The 16,374-nt window shown below is 72.7% G+C and carries 12 protein-coding genes; 8 read left to right on the forward strand and 4 right to left on the reverse strand.

Annotation, left to right across the window (positions count from 1 at the left end):
- Window positions 1–81: 81 nt before the first annotated feature.
- Window positions 82–387: a GlsB/YeaQ/YmgE family stress response membrane protein gene (locus AC559T_RS03010; protein WP_020464298.1), complete on the reverse strand. Its 306-nt coding sequence runs from the start codon at window positions 385–387 to the stop codon at window positions 82–84.
- Between the two features lie 146 nt (window positions 388–533).
- Window positions 534–1,154: a hypothetical protein gene (locus AC559T_RS03015; protein WP_498867658.1), complete on the reverse strand. Its 621-nt coding sequence runs from the start codon at window positions 1,152–1,154 to the stop codon at window positions 534–536.
- Window positions 1,155–1,562: 408 nt separating this feature from the next.
- Here AC559T_RS03015 and AC559T_RS03020 point away from each other — a divergent pair, with 408 nt between their 5' ends.
- Together AC559T_RS03020 and AC559T_RS03025 are read left to right on the forward strand one after the other, a co-directional pair.
- Window positions 1,563–3,017 carry an amidase gene (locus AC559T_RS03020; RefSeq protein WP_498867659.1) on the forward strand — a complete coding sequence of 485 codons (1,455 nt, stop codon included), beginning with the start codon at window positions 1,563–1,565 and terminating at the stop codon, window positions 3,015–3,017.
- Window positions 3,018–3,229: 212 nt separating this feature from the next.
- Window positions 3,230–4,381 carry a PP2C family protein-serine/threonine phosphatase gene (locus tag AC559T_RS03025; RefSeq protein ID WP_498867660.1) on the forward strand — a complete coding sequence of 384 codons (1,152 nt, stop codon included), beginning with the start codon at window positions 3,230–3,232 and terminating at the stop codon, window positions 4,379–4,381.
- A 31-nt stretch (window positions 4,382–4,412) separates the two neighbouring features.
- Here AC559T_RS03025 and AC559T_RS03030 read toward each other — a convergent pair whose 3' ends face one another.
- Entirely contained in the window at window positions 4,413–4,622 is a 210-nt protein-coding gene (locus AC559T_RS03030) for a DUF4236 domain-containing protein (protein WP_020464302.1), read from the reverse strand.
- A 275-nt stretch (window positions 4,623–4,897) separates the two neighbouring features.
- Between AC559T_RS03030 and AC559T_RS03035 the strand changes: the two genes are divergently transcribed.
- The 4 genes from AC559T_RS03035 (at window position 4,898) to AC559T_RS03050 (ending at window position 11,567) form a co-directional block, all read left to right on the forward strand.
- On the forward strand, window positions 4,898–6,517 hold the full coding sequence (locus tag AC559T_RS03035) for a SpoIIE family protein phosphatase (protein ID WP_498867661.1): 1,620 nt from the start codon (window positions 4,898–4,900) through the stop codon (window positions 6,515–6,517).
- A 143-nt stretch (window positions 6,518–6,660) separates the two neighbouring features.
- The gene (locus AC559T_RS03040) at window positions 6,661–9,003 is read left to right on the forward strand and encodes an ATP-binding protein (RefSeq protein ID WP_131626980.1); all 2,343 of its coding nucleotides are present in this window, start codon (window positions 6,661–6,663) and stop codon (window positions 9,001–9,003) included.
- 147 nt (window positions 9,004–9,150) lie between these two features.
- Entirely contained in the window at window positions 9,151–10,572 is a 1,422-nt protein-coding gene (gene gad, locus AC559T_RS03045) for a glutamate decarboxylase (RefSeq protein ID WP_498867662.1), read from the forward strand.
- A 623-nt stretch (window positions 10,573–11,195) separates the two neighbouring features.
- Window positions 11,196–11,567, forward strand: coding sequence for a hypothetical protein (locus AC559T_RS03050; RefSeq protein WP_071067094.1), 372 nt, complete (start codon window positions 11,196–11,198; stop codon window positions 11,565–11,567).
- A gap of 448 nt (window positions 11,568–12,015) precedes the next feature.
- On the opposite strand, the gene AC559T_RS03055 is transcribed toward AC559T_RS03050, so the two are convergent.
- Window positions 12,016–13,467, reverse strand: a complete 1,452-nt coding sequence (locus tag AC559T_RS03055) for an aldehyde dehydrogenase (protein WP_498867663.1) — start codon at window positions 13,465–13,467, stop codon at window positions 12,016–12,018.
- A gap of 911 nt (window positions 13,468–14,378) precedes the next feature.
- Between AC559T_RS03055 and AC559T_RS03060 the strand changes: the two genes are divergently transcribed.
- Together AC559T_RS03060 and AC559T_RS03065 are read left to right on the forward strand one after the other, a co-directional pair.
- On the forward strand, window positions 14,379–15,329 hold the full coding sequence (locus AC559T_RS03060) for an HpcH/HpaI aldolase/citrate lyase family protein (RefSeq protein WP_368953207.1): 951 nt from the start codon (window positions 14,379–14,381) through the stop codon (window positions 15,327–15,329).
- A gap of 264 nt (window positions 15,330–15,593) precedes the next feature.
- Entirely contained in the window at window positions 15,594–16,361 is a 768-nt protein-coding gene (locus AC559T_RS03065; RefSeq protein ID WP_498867664.1) for an SDR family NAD(P)-dependent oxidoreductase, read from the forward strand.
- Window positions 16,362–16,374 lie beyond the last annotated feature (13 nt).

Here is a 16,374-nt window from a genome sequence, read left to right on the forward strand (position 1 = left end):
CCGCGGCCCCGAGATCGCGGGGCCGCGGCCCTTTTCCGTCGTCAGGCGCCAAACCGCTGTCAGTCGCCGGCTCGCCGTTACTTACCGGCGGGCGTACCGACGGCTGTGCGAGGTGCGGGAGAGGCCACGGCCGTTGAAGGCCCTCCACAGCGCCAGAACGATGATCGCGCCGATGATGGAGCCGATGATGCCGGACGGCTGGAGCGCGCCCTCACCGATGTCCTTGTTGAACAGGACGTAGCCGAGGAAACCCCCGACGAAAGACCCGACGATGCCTACGGCGATCGTGCCGAGAATTCCGATCGGATCCGGGCCGGGGAGAACCAGACGCGCGACCGCGCCGGCGATCAGACCGAGCAGGACCATGACGACGAGGAAAGTCAGCATCAGTGGTTTCTCCTTTACCGAGGTTGTTGGCAGCTTTTTGCCCCGCACCGGAACTCGCAAACACTTTGTCCGGCGAGAACCGGATCCACCGCTTTGCGGATGCTTTCAGCGCCCACGCCGCCGGACCGGCTCGGCACGAAGCCGCCTCAACTGCCGGACTTCGCCGCCTTCGTGGCCCGGCGGCGGCGCACCGACCGCCGGAGCAGGAGCAGCACGGCGCCACCGAAGACCGCGCCCCCGGTGGCACCGGGATGCCGGCGGGCCTGCTGGCCGGCCGTCCGTGCCGCCTTCCCGCTGGAGGCCGCCGTACGCTCCGCGGCGGCCGCGACCTGCGGGTGCTGCTCCATCTGCTCCCTTACGGTGCCGACCGCCCGGTCCTTCACCTCGACCGTCTTCTCCGCCGCGGAGGCGAGCGTGGGGTTGTGGCCGACCTTCTCCCGGACCGCGCCCACCGCCTTCTCGGCCGCGTCGCGCGTCTTCTCGGTGGCGGAGGCCACATGCGGCGCGAGCCCGGCGGTCATCTCGTTGAACCTGCGGCGGATGTCGGCACCCTCCGCGTCCTCAGTGACCGCGGCTCCGGCTGCGGGCACGGTATTCGCGGCACCAGGAACGGTGTGCGCGGTATCCGGGGCGGTGTTCGCGGCACCAGGAACGGTGTTCGTGGCACCAGGAACGGCGGCCGGCACGGCGGCCGGTTCGGGCGCGGCCACGACCGGCGGTCGGGGGCCTGTCAGATCGGTACGCGGTGGATTCATGCCCTCGTTCATCTTCTGGTTCTCCTCGGCAGAATCGGGGACTCTCGCGTGCCTGAACGGATGGCGACTTCTGGGTTGCCCGCACGCGTCCTGCCGACGAACTACCCATGGATCCGCCGTAGATAACGCGATGTGTCCACGCATCGCCGTCACCACACACCGTTGTCCGCGATGGCCGCCGACGCGGATGTCCTGCGCGCCACCGGTTCCGCCCCGTTGGGAGGCTCCCGAGGCCCCCGCCCACGGGCCGGACGTCCACCGGCCGATGTAGCCCAGTACACACCGGAGGAGGCGAGCGGGGCGCCGGCCGGCATATGCCATGTACGTCTCGTGCTGGACAAAGGGCGGGGGCCGCGGCGCGAGGTCGGCTACCGTTCCCCCACGGCTTCCGCCGCGCGCGTCGCGTCCAGGAGGTGGCTGATGTCGGATACCGCGGGTGTGGGTGCGGACGACGGCCGGCTCGACGGCCTGTACGGCCTGCGTGAGCTCGCCGGGCGACTCGCGGCCGGGTCGATGAGCTCCCGGGAGCTCGTCGCCGCCTGCCTGGAGCGCATCGAGGCGACATCCACGACCCTGAACACCTTCCGGGTGCTACGGGCCGAGGAGGCGCTGGCGGAGGCCGAGGAGGCTGACCGGAGGCTCGACGCCGGGGAGCGGCTCCCCCTGCTGGGTGTCCCGGTGGCCATCAAGGACGACACCGACATGGCCGGCCTCCCCACCGCCTTCGGCGCGGCCGGCGACTTCCCGCCGGCCACCGAGGACTGCGAGATGGTCCGGCGGCTGCGGGCCACCGGCGCGATCATCGTCGGCAAGACGAACACGCCCGAGTTCGGGCAGTGGCCGTTCACCGAGGGGGCGGCGTTCGGCGTGACCCGCAACCCGTGGAACCTCGACTACTCCCCCGGTGGGTCGTCCGGCGGCGCGGCGTCGGCCGTCGCGGCCGGGCTGGTCCCCGCCGCGATCGGGTCGGACGGCGCCGGCTCGGTCCGCATCCCCGCGGCCTGGACCCATCTCGTCGGGATCAAGCCGCAGCGCGGGCGCATCTCCAGCGCGCCGGTAACCGAGCAGTTCAACGGGCTGACCACCTTCGGCCCGCTCACCAGGACCGTCGCGGACGGCGCCCTCCTGCTGGACCTGCTCAGCGGAAGCCTCCCGGTGGACCGGGACCGCCCGCCGGTGCCGGCGGAGACCTTCCTGCGCTCGGCCGAGCACCCGCCGCCCCGGCTGCGGATCGGCCTGTCGCTGCGCGTCCCCTACAGCGGGATGTCGGCCGCGCTGGATCCGGCTGTCCGCACCGCCGTGGAGCGCCTCGCCGAGGTGCTGGCCCGGCTCGGGCACGACGTGGTGCCGGTCGAGCCGCCGTACGGCCTGCTCGGCCTGCTGTTCCTGCCCCGCTCGATGGACGGCATCCGGGACTGGTCGCACCGGGTGCCCAACCCCGAGCTCCTCGATCCGCGGACAGTGGCGAACGCGCGCAACGGGCGGGCGCTGCGGCCGGTGCTCGGGCTGACCCGGGCCGCCGAGGCACCGGCCCGGGCATGGATCGGCCGGGTCTTCCGCACGGTGGACGTCCTGCTCGCGCCGACCACCGCGGTGCCGCCGCCGCGGGTCGGCGAACTGAACCGGGAGACGAACTGGGAGACCGATCAGGCGATCGTCGCGGCCTGCCCGTACACCTGGCCGTGGAACGTCCTCGGCTGGCCGGCGGTCAACGTCCCGGCCGGGCTGACGCCTGCCGGGCTGCCGGTCGGCGCCCAGCTCATGGGCCCGGCGGGCGGCGAGGGGCCGTTGATCTCCCTGGCCGCCGAGCTGGAGGACGTCGAGCGTTGGTACACGCGCCGGCCGGGCCGCCTGGAGGCTTCGACGCCCGCCTGACCCGGAGGCGTCTGAGCTGGAGGCGCCGGAGGCTGGCGGCTGGCGGCTGGCGGCTGGCGGCCGATCCGGATCGTCACCGCCGGATGCACACAGCGGGACACCGGCACGCGAAGCACCTTGTAGCTCACTCGAGGTGACCTCCGGAGGTGCCATCGGGGGTACAAAATTGGAGGTCGCCCGCGAACGGGCCTCTGCGCCCTGGACAATGGCGCATGCTCAGCAACGTGGTACCCCGGATCGGGGACTTCGTGGGTCAGTGGGGGGCTGGTCTGCTGGTTCTCGGTGCCGCGGTCGCGGTAGGCGCCGTCACCGACCTGTCGACCGCGGGCTACTTCGGGCTCGGTGCCCTGGTGACCGCGGTGACCTGTCCTCCGGCGGCGACGCTGGGTGTCGGGCTCGCCGCCGAGGTGATGGCCGTCGCCTCGGGGTGGTGGGACCACCGGTTCGGCAACGGTCAGCACATCGCGGCCTGCATCCTGGTCGCGGCCCAGGTCGCGGTGGCCGTCTACGTGTCGGTGAGCCGTAACCGGCGCAGCTCGGAGCTCCAGCAGGTCCGGGCGGTGGCGGAGGTCGCCCAGCGGGCTCTGCTGCCCGAGGTGCCCATCGCGCTGCACGGGGCCGGGTTCGCGGCCCGCTACCTCTCCGCCGCCAAGGAGGCCTCGGTCGGCGGCGATCTCTACGAGGTGGTCGCGACGCCGCACACGATCCGCATGATCATCGGTGACGTGCGCGGCAAGGGGCTGCCCGCGGTGCGGCTGGCGACGGTGGTCCTGGGCGCCTTCCGCGAGGCGGCGGTGACCTGGCTGGACCAGGGGCAGGTCGCGGCCGCCTGCGCCCGCTCGGTCGGCCGCGAGGCCGAGGCGGAGGACTTCGTGACGGCGCTGCTGGTCGACATCTACCCTGACGGCCGGCTCAGCCTGTGCTCGGCGGGCCACCATCCGCCGCTGCTGGTTGGGGCGACCGCCACCACCACGCTGACCTGCCCGTCCTCACCGCCGCTGGGCCTCGGCGACCGCTTCGCGACCGCGACGGCGGACTGGGCGGTCGGCGACCGCCTGCTGCTGTTCACCGACGGGCTGATCGAGGCCCGGGACGGCGAGCGGGCCTTCTTCCCGCTGGAGCGGCACGTCGACCTGCTGCGCGACGTCCCGCCCGATGCCGCGCTCGACCGGCTCACCAGCGCCCTCACCAGGCACGTGGGTGGGAACCTGCACGACGATCTGGCCCTGCTGCTCGTCGAGCGGCGCCCGACGGGCGCGGCGCTGGCCGCCACGGCCCAGGCGCCCACGGCCCAGGCGCCGTTGTCCGCCGGGGCGCTCCCGGCCACTCCCGCGAACGCGAGCGCGGCCACGATGTCGGAATAGACGATGCGCGCCGTGGGACGCGCGAGGCGGGTCAGCGGCCGGCGGAGGCTCGGCGGCGGCCGTCCCGGCGGTAGGAGAACGGACCGGGAAGGTCGACGCTGGAGAGCCCGCCGCGGCGGTTCTTCGACCACACCCGCCAGGAGACGCGGCCGAGCTTCAGGGTCACCGAGGAGACCCCGTTCTCGCTGACGTTCACGTGGAAGGGGCCGTAGCGCGGCCGGCGCGTGTAACGCAGTCCCATGACTACCTCCAGGGAAGATGTGGGGCACGGGGGTCCTTTCCGGCTTTGCCCCCCGCTACACCCACGAACACCGATCTTGCCGTCCATGACCCGCCTACCCAGTCGCCCTATGTGACTTAGGTCACCTATCGCGATCCACATGTTCTGTCGGGCCGGACCTGGACAGGGCCCAGGGGATGCACGCTGTCGACGTGGGATCGCCCGACGGAGCCGGTAACGGCCATCCGCGGCCGGCTACCGACTGTGCCGACCTTCCTGCGTCGGCAGTCGGCCCCGTGCCGGAGTGGCTGGATCTGCAGATCCGCGACCGTGCGCTGCAGGCCACCGGGGCGTGCTTCACGATCACCGACCCGCGGCAACCCGACAACCCGCTGATCTGGGCGAACCCGGCGTTCGAGCGGGTGACCGGCTACAGCCTGGCCGAGGTGGTCGGGCGCAACTGCCGGTTCCTGCAGAACGGCGACGACGACCAGCCGGCGCTGGCGGAGCTGCGCGCCGGGCTGGCCGCGGGCAGGCACGTGGTGGTCGTGCTGCGCAACTACCGGCGGGACGGCACGCCGTTCTGGAACGAGCTCGCCATCGGCCCCGTGTTCGACCCGCTGGGGGAGATCACCCACTTCGTGGGCGTGCAGACCGACGTCACCGAACGGGTCGAGGCCCAGCTCGAGCGGGACAGGCTGTTCGAGCGCGAACGGGCCGCCCGCGGCGACGCCGAGCGCGCCACCGCCCAGCTGCAACTGCTCGCCGACGTCAGCGAGCTGCTCTCGGGCACCCTCGACGTGGGTGAGGCGCTCGACCGGCTCACCAAGGCCGTGGTGCCCACCGCCGCGGACTGGTGCTCCGTGCACGTCCTCCCGCCCCGCTCCGCGCCGACGAGGACGGATTCCGAGGCCATGGGGCCGCGCCGGGTCATCACGCATCACCGCGACCCCCGGCTGCGCACGATCGCCGAGCGCAGCCAGCTGCTGCAGGCCGAGCTGCCGACCGCGGCGAGCGCCGTGGTCCAGGTGCTGCGCACCGGACGTCCCGTGCTGCGGGAACGCATCGACCCCGAGGGCCTGCGGGCGGCCCTGCGCCCCGAAGGCCGCGCCGACGAGCTGGTGGGCCTGCTGGAGGAACTGGGCCTGGCGACGGCCGTCGCCACCCCGCTGCTCGCCCGCGGCCGGGTGCTCGGCGCGCTGGTGATGGCCCGCTCGTCGGGCTCCTACACCGCGGACGACCTGCGCCTCGCCGAGGATCTCGGCCGGCGGGCGGGCACCGCGATCGACAACGCCCGGCTGTACCGCGCCGAGCACACGGTGTCGGAGTCACTGCAGCGCTCCCTGCTGCCGACGATCCCCGAGCTGCCCGGCCTCGCGTTCGCGGCCCGCTACCTGCCCACCGCGGCGACGGCGACCGTGGGCGGCGACTGGTTCGACGTGCTCGCGCTGCCCGACGGGGCGGCCGGGGTCGCGATCGGCGACGTGATGGGCCACGACATCGCGGCCGCGGCGGCGATGGGCCAGCTCAGCAGCGTGCTGCGGTCGTACGCGTGGGAGGGCCACCGGCCGGCGATCGTGCTCGACCGGCTGGTACAGGGCCTGGAGATGGCGCAGCTCGCGACCTGCCTGTACGCCTGGATCCAGGTCAACGACGCCGGCTTCGCGCAGGGGGCCGCCGCTCCCGCCTTCATGCGGTGGGCGAACGCCGGCCACCTACCGCCGCTCCTGCTCACTCCGGACGGGCGGGCCCGCCTGCTGGGTTCCACCGGCGCGCCGCCCACTGGCACCCCGGCCGCCGGGCTGTCGAGCGCGGAAGCCGGAGTACTGATCGGGGCGGGCGGCGCGGAGTCCTCGCCGCGCCCGACTGAGGCCTGCCGGGCCGTGCCGGGCGCCCGTACGGACGTCGGCACCTGACGACGTGTCCGGGTCCGTTATCGTGATAAGCCAGTCGATGGATCTTGCTGTCCGGTCGGCTGGCCGGGGGCAGCGCTCGCGGGGGGCGGCGTGGGTACTGACGATTGCGCTGGCACGTGTTCCGGCGGCCCGGTGACCAGCGCGTGACCCGCCGGACCGGGAGCGAGGGGGGACGCGACCGGCGCGGCGCGGCGGGCGGGGACGTCGGCCCGAACGAGGCCGGGCTCGGCGTCAGAATGTCGCGGACCCTCGGGCTCCTGCGCCTGGTCGCGGTCCTGTTCGGCATCGCGGTACTCCTCGCCGACGCGGGATGGTACGGATCTCCGGCCCGGCTCGCCCTGCCGGCCGTCGCCGCCTGCTGGGGCGTGGTCTTCGGCGTGGTCTGCCTGACCCGTGGCCTGGGTCGGGACCTCGCCGCCGGCGAGCTCCTGATGGGCCTGGTCGTGGCGGGCTGCGCGCCCTGGGCCGTGCCGCCGGGCGAGCTCGCCACCGGCCCCAACTGGGTGCTGCTGCGGCTCATCGGGACGGGCCTGACCATCGTGTGGTGCTTCCCGCCGGCGGTCTGGCTGCCGGCCGTGCTGGCGTTCGTCACCCTGTACACGGCCGTCGTCCACGAGATCGCCGCGCCGTCCGCTTTGGAGGCGGCGCTGCCGGCCGGCGCGGTCATCGCCGTCCCCCTCGCGTTCGCCGCGGTCGTCGGGCGGATGCGCCGCGGGGCCCGGCGCTGCGACGAGTGGCTCGCGCTGGCCCACACGCGGCGCCGCGGGCGCGGCATCGTGGCGGCACGGCGGCAGGACGTGGCCGAGTCGGACCGGCTCGTGCACGACACCGTCCTGAACACGCTCACCGGTATCGCCTGGGGAGCACGTGACGCGGGCGGGAAGAGCGTCCACGCCCGGTGCCGGCAGAGCGTGGCGATCTGTGAGGACCTCCTCGCCGGCGGGCGGGACTGGGAGGGCGGCCTGATGGTCGCCCTCGGCCGGGCTCTGGACCAGGCTCGTGCCACCGGGCTGGGCGTGGAGTTCTCCTTCACCGGCTCCACGGACACGCCGGCCGAGGTCGCCGCCGCCGTGGCCATGGCCGTCAGCGAGGCGCTGTCTAACGTGCGCCGCCATTCCGGCCTGCCCCGGGCACGGGTGGACGCGCGCACCGACCCCACCGGAGTCCTGGTCACCGTGACCGACCACGGCGTGGGCTTCACCCCCGGCCGGTACCGCGCCGACCAGCTGGGCGTGCGCCGGTCGATCATCGACCCGATGGGCGACGTCGGCGGGTCCGCGACCGTGCGGTCGACGCCGGGGGGCCCGACAATCGTGACCTTGCAGTGGTCCCGTCGCTCGCCCGACGCGCCGGCGGTCGAGGTCGCCGAGCTCGAGGAGCGGCTGGCCCGCGACACGGCCGGGGCCGCCGGGCGGGGCGCCGTCGTCTGGCAGCTCGCGCTCGGGATCGTGCTCGTGATGCGGCTCTCCTACTACCAGCACCCGGGCCTCGTCGCCCTGGCCTGGGCCGCGTCCGGGGCGGCGCTGGTATGGGCGGGCCGGGCCAGCCGCCGCGGCCCGCTGCGCGGGCCGGCGGTGGCCGGGCTGACCGGGCTGTTCCTCGTCACCCAGATCGCCGCCGGGGCCCTCGGCCAGGAGGGCTCGCGGGTACCGCTCAACTGGGTGCTGGTCAGCGGGCTGGGGGTGTGCGCCTTCCTGACCGCGGCCTGCCCCGTCCGGCAGTGGCTGCCCGCCTCGGCGGCGATCGCCGCGTGCGCGGGCGGCATCGTCGCCACCAGGTACAGCGGCGGGCCCGGGATCGTTGGTTACCTCAGCGTGATGTTCTACACGCAGGCAGTCGTCCAGTCGGTTGTCGGCGCGCTCGGCCCCATGCGGCGCGGGACGGCGGCGGCCGCCGCCGAGATCGCCCGCGCCGACGCCGAGCTCGCCGCCGACCTGGTCGCCTCCGCCAAGATCACCCAGGATCGCCGGGCCCGGCTCGACCGGCTCCGTGCCGACACGCTGCCGCTGCTGGCCGCCATCGGCGACGGCCGGCTCGACCCCGCGGCCGACGAGGTGCGCGCGCGCTGCGCGTCCAGCGCGGCGGAGCTGCGCCGCGCGATGACCAGCCCCGTCGCCGGTTCGGACCTGCTCGAGGGCCTGGAGCCGGCGCTGCGCGCCGCCGAGCGACGTGGGGTGGCGGTACGGATGCAGGTCGCCGGCACCTTCGACGCCGTTCCCGGGACGGCCCGCGACGAGGTGGTCGCCGCGCTCTCGGCGGTGCTGGCCACGGTCACCCCCGCGGCCACCGCGGTCACGGTCACCCTGACCGGCACGGACGACACCGGCGAGGCGTTCGTCACCGCCGACGACCCGGCGGTGGCCGAGGCGGGCCCGCCCGTCACCCCGGCGCCGTCCGCCTGGACGCAGGTCATCGACGACAGCGGCGACGGCCAGCTCTGCGTCGAGATCCGCTGGTGCCCGCCGCAGCGGGTCGGCGGCGCCTGAGCGCGGGGCCTCTGCCGACGCGCGGCACCGGTCGTGTTCCAGCACCCAACTTCGATTACGCATCGCACTCGGAAAGTCACCTGGCGTGATTCCCGATCTCGTCGCAGACTCTGGTCGACGACGGACGCGGCCGAGGGAGGGACATCCATGGCCCTACACGGCCGGGCGAGAGGCAGGCGCGGCGACCAGGCCGTGGAGGTGCGGCCGCACCTGGTCATCCCGGACGAGGACGGGCCCGTCCCCCGGTACCGCATGCCGCGCTCCTCGCTGTCCGCCGAGACCGCATACCAGATCGTGCGCGACGAGCTGATGCTGGACGGCAACGCCCGACTGAACCTGGCCACGTTCGTGACCACCTGGATGGACGAGCACGCCGACCGGCTGATGGCCGAGTGCGCGGCGAAAAACATGATCGACAAGGACGAGTACCCGCAGACGGCCGAGCTCGAGGCCCGGTGCGTCAACATGCTCGCCGACCTGTGGCACGCCCCCGACGCCACCGACGCCGTCGGCTGCTCGACGACCGGGTCCTCCGAGGCGTGCATGCTCGCCGGGCTGGCGATGCTACGCCGGTGGCGCTCGACCAGGGAGCCCCACGGCAGGGAACAGGGCGGCGGGCAACGCGGCACCGGTGCGCGGCCGAACATCGTCATGGGTGCCAACGTGCAGGTGTGCTGGGAGAAGTTCGCCCGTTACTGGGACGTCGAGCCCCGGCTGATGCCACTCGCGCCCGGGCGGACCCACCTCACCGCCCCGGAGGCCGTCGCCCGCTGCGACGAGAACACGATCGGGGTCGTGGCCGTCCTCGGCTCGACGTTCGACGGGACGTACGAGCCGGTGGCCGAGATCGTCGCCGCGTTGGACCAGCTGGCGGCCTCGGGCGGCCCGGACGTCCCGGTGCACGTCGACGGGGCTTCCGGCGGGTTCATCGCCCCGTTCTGCGACCCCGACCTGGTCTGGGATTTCCGGCTCGAGCGCGTGGTCTCCATCAACGCCTCCGGACACAAGTACGGGCTGGTCTATCCCGGGGTCGGCTGGGCGCTCTGGCGCGACGCCCGGCACCTTCCGGCCGAGCTCGTCTTCGACGTGGACTATCTCGGCAGCTCGATGCCCACCTTCGCGTTGAACTTCTCCCGGCCGGGAGCACAGGTCGTCGCGCAGTACTACTCTCTGCTACGACTCGGCCGGGCCGGTTACCGGCATACCGCCCGCACGTGCCGTGACAATGCGCGTTGGCTGGCGGATGAAATCGCGAAGCTCGGCCCGTTCGAGCTGATCTCGGACGGTTCGGGGATCCCGGCCTTCGCGTTCACGACGAGGGATGCGGCCGAGTTCAGCGTCTTCGAGGTCTCCGAGGCGCTGCGTGCCCGTGGCTGGCTGGTGCCCGCATACCGATTCCCGCCTGATCTGGCCGAGCTGGCGGTACTGCGGATCGTCGTGCGGGCCGAGTTCAGCCGGGATCTGGCGCATCTGCTGGTCGAGGACCTGCACCGGGTGGTCGGACGACTCTCCGGCCCCCGGTGGCGGACCGCGGCCGGCGGCGCCGATCCCGCGTCGTTCCACCATTGATCCACCCACCGTCCGAGCCGCCCCGAAACCGACACGACCCGACGTATGGAAAACATGAGGGCACACACAGGCCAACACAGACCGCGGGGCCGGAGATGCGAACCGCCCTCCACACAAGGTCCACCGCGGGCGGGCCGCCCTGGGCCCACCAGACCACACCGAGCCGCACCGGCCCACGCCTGGCCACGACACACCCTGCCCCACACCGGTCGCGACAACCCTGACCCGACTCGTTCGATTCCGACGGAACTGTCGTAATCAGGACGCCGGCACAACGTTCCGGCGTTCGAGAAAGGGCCGCTAGAATGGTCGATGGAATCAACTCGGAAAGACTGGGAAATCTAGCCCGGGCACAGGTGCCCACATCCGGCCGGCGACGTCGCGGCCGGGCACACCGGCCACCGGGCCCGGGCACTTCCGGGCCACTGCCGGGTGGGCCGCCCGGAGTCGCGCGCGTCACACATCCGACGCGCGGGAACCAGCAACGCATGTGTTGCGACGGACACACCTTTCGGCAGGTTGTATTCATGCAAACACTTAGCGTGACGCGGCGAACCTCACCATGACGACGGCGACAGAACTAGGCATTGTTGGAGTTAAGCGAAATCGAGAAAGGTGATGCAATGCATTCTGTGACCTCCCCCACGAACGTCACCCCGACCAAGAGCCGGTTAACCGGCGATGTCCCGCGCCAGCCCCAGCGCCGGCACCGGGACAAGGTGACCCGAGCCGACCGCACCGTCATCGCGGTCCGCGAGGCCCTGGCCCGGGCCGACCACCCGGTGCGCGCACGGGTCCTCGCCCTCGACCTGGGCCTGCCCGCCGCCGAGGTGACCGCCGGCCTGCGCCGCCTGCAGGACGTCGGCGCCGCGCTCTCCCACGCCCGCCGCTGGGTGGCCGTGGACGCCACCGCGGAGCCGGAGCCCCAGCCGGGCCACGAGCACCCCGGCCAGGCAACCCCCGCACGTGAACAGCCCGGTCCAGACCTGCCGTGACGGCCGCCGTCAGGGCGTCCCGCGGCCACGAGCCCGTGTCGGCGCAGCCCCGGGCCCGCGGCGCGCTCGTCTGAGCGCGGATCGCCGAGGCGGTTCCGCACCGGGTTCGTCGCGACCGGTCACGCGACGAACCGGCGAGACCTTCCGGTCCCGTCAGGTCAGCGGTTCCTCCGCCCGCTGTGGCGCGGGCAGCAGGACCTGATCCTGATTCGCGAGGATGGCCACGGCGTACCCGCTTTCCGGATCCCGTCGATCCGCCGGTCCAGGAAGCCGTAGCCGCGCCGAGCCGAGCTGCGTCCCGCACCGGTCGACGGCGAGCCGACGCCGCTGGAGCGCATGACCGCCAACCTCGTCGACAACGCCGTCGGTACAACCACCGCGGTGGTCACGTGACGGTCGAGACCGGTGTCGCCGAGGCAACCGTGAGCCCCCGCGGTGGTGCCGCCGGTCAGGAGGGCGGCGCCACCGAGATCGACTTGACGTCGAGGTAGCCCTCGATGCCCTCGCGACCCAGCTCACGGCCGATCCCGCTGGCCTTGACCCCACCGAACGGCGCGTTCGGGTCCATGCTGTACGCCTGGTTGACGCCGAAGGTCCCGCTGCGGACCCGGCGCGCGACGGCGAGGCCGCGTTCGACGTCCGAGGTCCACACCGAGCCGGAGAGGCCGTACTCGGTGTCGTCCGCGATGCGGACGGCGTCGGCGTCGTCGGAGTAGGGCAGCACGGTCAGCACCGGGCCGAAGATCTCCTCCTGCGCGATGCGCATGCTGCTCTCGACGTCGGCGAAGACGGTCGGGCGGACGTACCAGCCCTGGTCGACCCCGGCCGGCAGGTCGCTGCCGCCGACGACCAGCCGCGCGCCCTCCTTCTGGCCCTCCTCGATGTACCCGCGCACCCGTTCCTGCTGCCGGCGGGCGACCAACGGGCCGACCTTCGTCGCCGGGTCGGACGGGTCGCCGACCGGCAGCGCCTCGACCATCGCGGCCAGGGCGTCGACGAACTCGCCGTACCGCGCGCGCGGGACGAGGATTCTCGTCTGGGCGACGCAGGCCTGCCCGCTGTTCATCAGGCCGGCGATCTCCACGCCCGCGGCCACGGCGGCGGGGTCGGCGTCGTCGAGCACGACCGCGGCGGACTTGCCGCCGAGCTCGAGGCTGACCCGCTTGAGGTTCGACCCGCAGGACGCGGCCACCAGGCGACCGGCCGCGGTGGACCCGGTGAAGGACACCTTGTCCACACCCGGGTGCGCCACGAGGTACTCGCCGATCTCCCGGTCACCGGGCAGCACGCTGACGACGCCCTGCGGCAGCCCGGCCTCGGCGAGGCTCTCGGCCAGCGCGTAGGCGTCGAGAGGCGTCTCCGGCGACGGCTTCAGGACGACCGAGCACCCGGCGAGCAGAGCCGGCACCAGCTTCCCGATGGTCAGGAACAGTGGCATGTTCCACGGGACGATGGCGGCGACGACCCCGATCGGCTCCTTGCGCAGCAGAACGTCCTGCCCGTAGAAGCCCTTGCGCGGCTCCTCCCACGCCAGGTTCTCCGCGATGTCGGCGAACGCGCCCATCATCAGCAGCGGCAGCGTCACATGCGACAGCTTGGCGAACGAGATCGGCGCGCCCATCTCGGCGCTGATCAGATCGGAGAGCTCCTTGCGCCGCGGCTTGAGCAGCGCGCCCAGCCGCCGGATGACCGCGACCCGCTCGGCCGGGTCGAGACGCGGCCACGGCCCCTCGTCGAACGCGGTACGGGCGGCGGCCACCGCCCGGTCCACATCCTCGGTGCCGGGCGCGGCGACGCGAGCGATGACCTGCTCGCTGTGCGGCGAGACCACCTCGATCGTGCGCGTGCCGCTGGGCGCGACCCATTCGCCCCCGATGAACAGACGATCTTGTTCCTGCATGAGTCCCTCCGGACACGGCCCGCGACGATGTGACGATCAGCTGTGGTCTGACAGATTCAGGCATGGTGACGAACCCCGGGCCGGCGGGCCGGAATTCCCGCACGACGGAGCACCGCGCCGCCCGGCGCACCACGGCACCCGGGTGGCCGGGGCAGCCGACGCACCCCGCCGGCCGGCGAGCGGTGAGACGGCTGTGCGCGGCCCGCGGCGACTCCCGCGGGCGATCGAACTCACGAGCCGGGGCCGCCGCGGTCGACGACACAGGTGCGGGCCCGAGCCCCGCGGCCGTCGACAGTTGCGGTCGTCATACGACAACACTAACGTTGGCGCCTAAATCGAACAACCGGATCCAGCACGCCCCAGGGGCGGGAATGTGATCCACTCGGCGCATATTTCAGCCGTGCCCGCCCGGCCACGCGAGCATGACTGATCATCATCCCCGGTCCCGCCCGACACCGACCCGAAGATCGAACTCAGCGTAGCGCCAAGAACACCGGCCGCGAATACCCCGGGGCGGGAGCCGACACGCGCGAACACCGGCTTCCCGGCGCTTCACCCGCGTCACGGAACCCTTCACCAGGTGCTGCCACCGCTGCCCCACGGGCACCCGACCCGAATAGGAGACCTCCGACCGCCGGCGGCGGGCGTGAAATCCGGCGGCCAGCCGGAACAGCGACCTTTCCACGTCGACTTCGGCAACACATTCCAGAAAAACGCCCGACGCCACCGGCACGGAGTTCACGCGGTGACTCCAGGCCTTTCCCAGGAATATCTCAGACCGTTCCGCCGGCCGGACCGGCCGGCCCTGGGCCGGGGCTGCCGGAAGACACCGACGGCGACTGCGGGGCGATTGGCGGCACTCCGTGTACAGCGCACGGCTGACATCGAATTCACGGACATAGGAGGCAGTTATGCCCGGAAAAGCGGAAGAACCGAAGGTCACCCGGCCGCGCGCCCGCCGCTCGGAACTGGCGACCCCGGCCAGCAGTGAGCGGATGTGTGAGAAGGCCGCCGGTTCCGGAGCGGACCTCGTCTTCCTCGACCTGGAGGACGCGTGCGCGCCGTCAGCCAAGGAGGCCGCCCGCGGCATCGCCGTCGCCGCGCTCACCGACCTGGACTGGGGACACACCGTCCGCGCCGTCCGGGTGAACGGCCTGGACACACCCTGGTGCCACGACGACATCATCGAAGTCGTCACCGGGGCGGGTGCGTCGCTCGACGTGCTCATCGTTCCCAAGGCCCGCTCGGCGCGTGACGTCTGGTGGGTCGACGTGTTGCTGACCCAGCTCGAGACGAAGCTCGGACTGACCCGGCGGATCGGGCTGGAAGTACTGATCGAGGAGGCGGAGGGCCTGTCCAACGCCGCCGAGATCGCCCGGTCCAGCAGCCGGCTGGAGGCGATAATCTTCGGCGCCGGCGACCTCTCGGCGTCGCTGCGCGCCCGGGTGGACGGCAACTTCGACCCCGTCGGGGAGTACCCGGGCGACTTCTGGCACTTCGCGCGTGTCCAGGTGCTGTCGGCGGCGCGCGGGGCGGGCATCGACGCGATCGACGCGCCGTACCCCGCCTACAAGGACGTCGACGGGTACCGTCGGTCGGCCACCCACGCGAGCCTGCTCGGCTTCGACGGGAAATGGGCCATCCACCCGGCTCAGGTGCCCATCGCCAACGAGGTGTTCGCGCCGACCGAGCAGGAGGTGGCCGAGGCGCACGAGGCGATGAAGATCTACCGCGAGTCCGAGGCGGAGGGGGTCGGCGCGATCGGCCGCGACGGCCGGCTCGTCGACGCCGCCCACATGCGTCTCGCCGAGAACGTCCTGCACAAGGCCGCCCTCGCCAGCGGAACCGCCCCGGCGAACTAGCCGCCCCGCCCAGCTGAGCCGTCTCTGGCGGCGGGCTACCTCACCGACGGTCGGCGCCGCCCTCACCCACGGTCGGCGCCGCCCTCACCGGTGGGTGGGGCGGCTGCCCCGTCCGCACGGAAACGTGCATGCCGAAAACCGCGCGGAGGTTTTACCGGAGTTACCCCGCGCGGTTGACCGGACATCACCGGCCTCTTCCCTCATGCCGCCCGGCTATTCGAGCGGCATCTTTACCTCCGCGACATGATGTGTAGACTGACGGCCATGGGTGAGCGTTTATCAGATTCCATTCCGGCGCGACGCCTCGACGGGAAGGTCGCGGTGGTCACCGGTGCGGGTTCCGGCATAGGCCGGGCCGCCGCCCTGCTGTTCGCGCGCGAGGGAGCGAGGGTGGTCTGCGCCGACCTCAGCGGCCGGGAGAAGGAAACCTCGACCATCATCGGTGAAGGCGCCGTTCCGGTACATGTCGACGTCACATCATCGGCCGATGTGCAGAATATGATCGACACCGCCGTGCAGGAGTTCGGGCGGCTCGACGTGCTGTTCAACAACGCCGGCGGCGGCGGCCCACGCAAACCGATCACCGAGTTCGACGAGGAGACCTTCGACAAGCTGATCGCGGTCAACCTCAAGGGCGTTTTCCTCGGAATGAAGTACGGAATCGCCGCCATGCTGCGCGGCGACGGCGGTTCAGTCATCAACACCGCCTCGGCCGCCGGTCTCGTCGGCTGGAAGGACCAGGCCATATATTCGGCGGCAAAAGGCGGGGTCGTCCAGATGACCAAGTCCGCGGCGCTGGACTTCGCCGAGTCCGGCGTTCGGGTCAACGCCATCTGCCCGGGCATGACGTGGACGGGTCTGGCGCACGCGGCCGACGACTCCGAGCCCCCCGTCGCCAACCTGCCCCAGCCGATGCGGCGCTGGGGCCGGCCACAGGAGCTGGCGGCGGCCGCGCTGTTCCTCGCCAGTGACGAGTCCTCGTTCGTCACCGGCACCGCCATCCCGGTGGACGGCGGGTACGTGGCCCGTTGAGTCGCGGGGGGGG

The sequence above is a fragment of the Frankia sp. Hr75.2 genome, from assembly GCF_949319125.1.
Taxonomy (GTDB): Bacteria; Actinomycetota; Actinomycetes; order Frankiales; family Frankiaceae; genus Parafrankia; species Parafrankia soli.

Bases quoted from the DNA above. Each gene is read 5' to 3' on its own strand.
- AC559T_RS03010 (WP_020464298.1), bottom strand. From the start codon at position 387: ATGCTGACTTTCCTCGTCGTCATGGTCCTGCTCGGTCTGATCGCCGGC.
- AC559T_RS03015 (WP_498867658.1), bottom strand. From the start codon at position 1,154: ATGAACGAGGGCATGAATCCACCGCGTACCGATCTGACAGGCCCCCGA.
- AC559T_RS03020 (WP_498867659.1), top strand. From the start codon at position 1,563: ATGTCGGATACCGCGGGTGTGGGTGCGGACGACGGCCGGCTCGACGGC.
- AC559T_RS03025 (WP_498867660.1), top strand. From the start codon at position 3,230: ATGCTCAGCAACGTGGTACCCCGGATCGGGGACTTCGTGGGTCAGTGG.
- AC559T_RS03030 (WP_020464302.1), bottom strand. From the start codon at position 4,622: ATGGGACTGCGTTACACGCGCCGGCCGCGCTACGGCCCCTTCCACGTG.
- gad (WP_498867662.1), top strand. From the start codon at position 9,151: ATGGCCCTACACGGCCGGGCGAGAGGCAGGCGCGGCGACCAGGCCGTG.
- AC559T_RS03050 (WP_071067094.1), top strand. From the start codon at position 11,196: ATGCATTCTGTGACCTCCCCCACGAACGTCACCCCGACCAAGAGCCGG.
- AC559T_RS03055 (WP_498867663.1), bottom strand. From the start codon at position 13,467: ATGCAGGAACAAGATCGTCTGTTCATCGGGGGCGAATGGGTCGCGCCC.
- AC559T_RS03060 (WP_368953207.1), top strand. From the start codon at position 14,379: ATGCCCGGAAAAGCGGAAGAACCGAAGGTCACCCGGCCGCGCGCCCGC.
- AC559T_RS03065 (WP_498867664.1), top strand. From the start codon at position 15,594: ATGGGTGAGCGTTTATCAGATTCCATTCCGGCGCGACGCCTCGACGGG.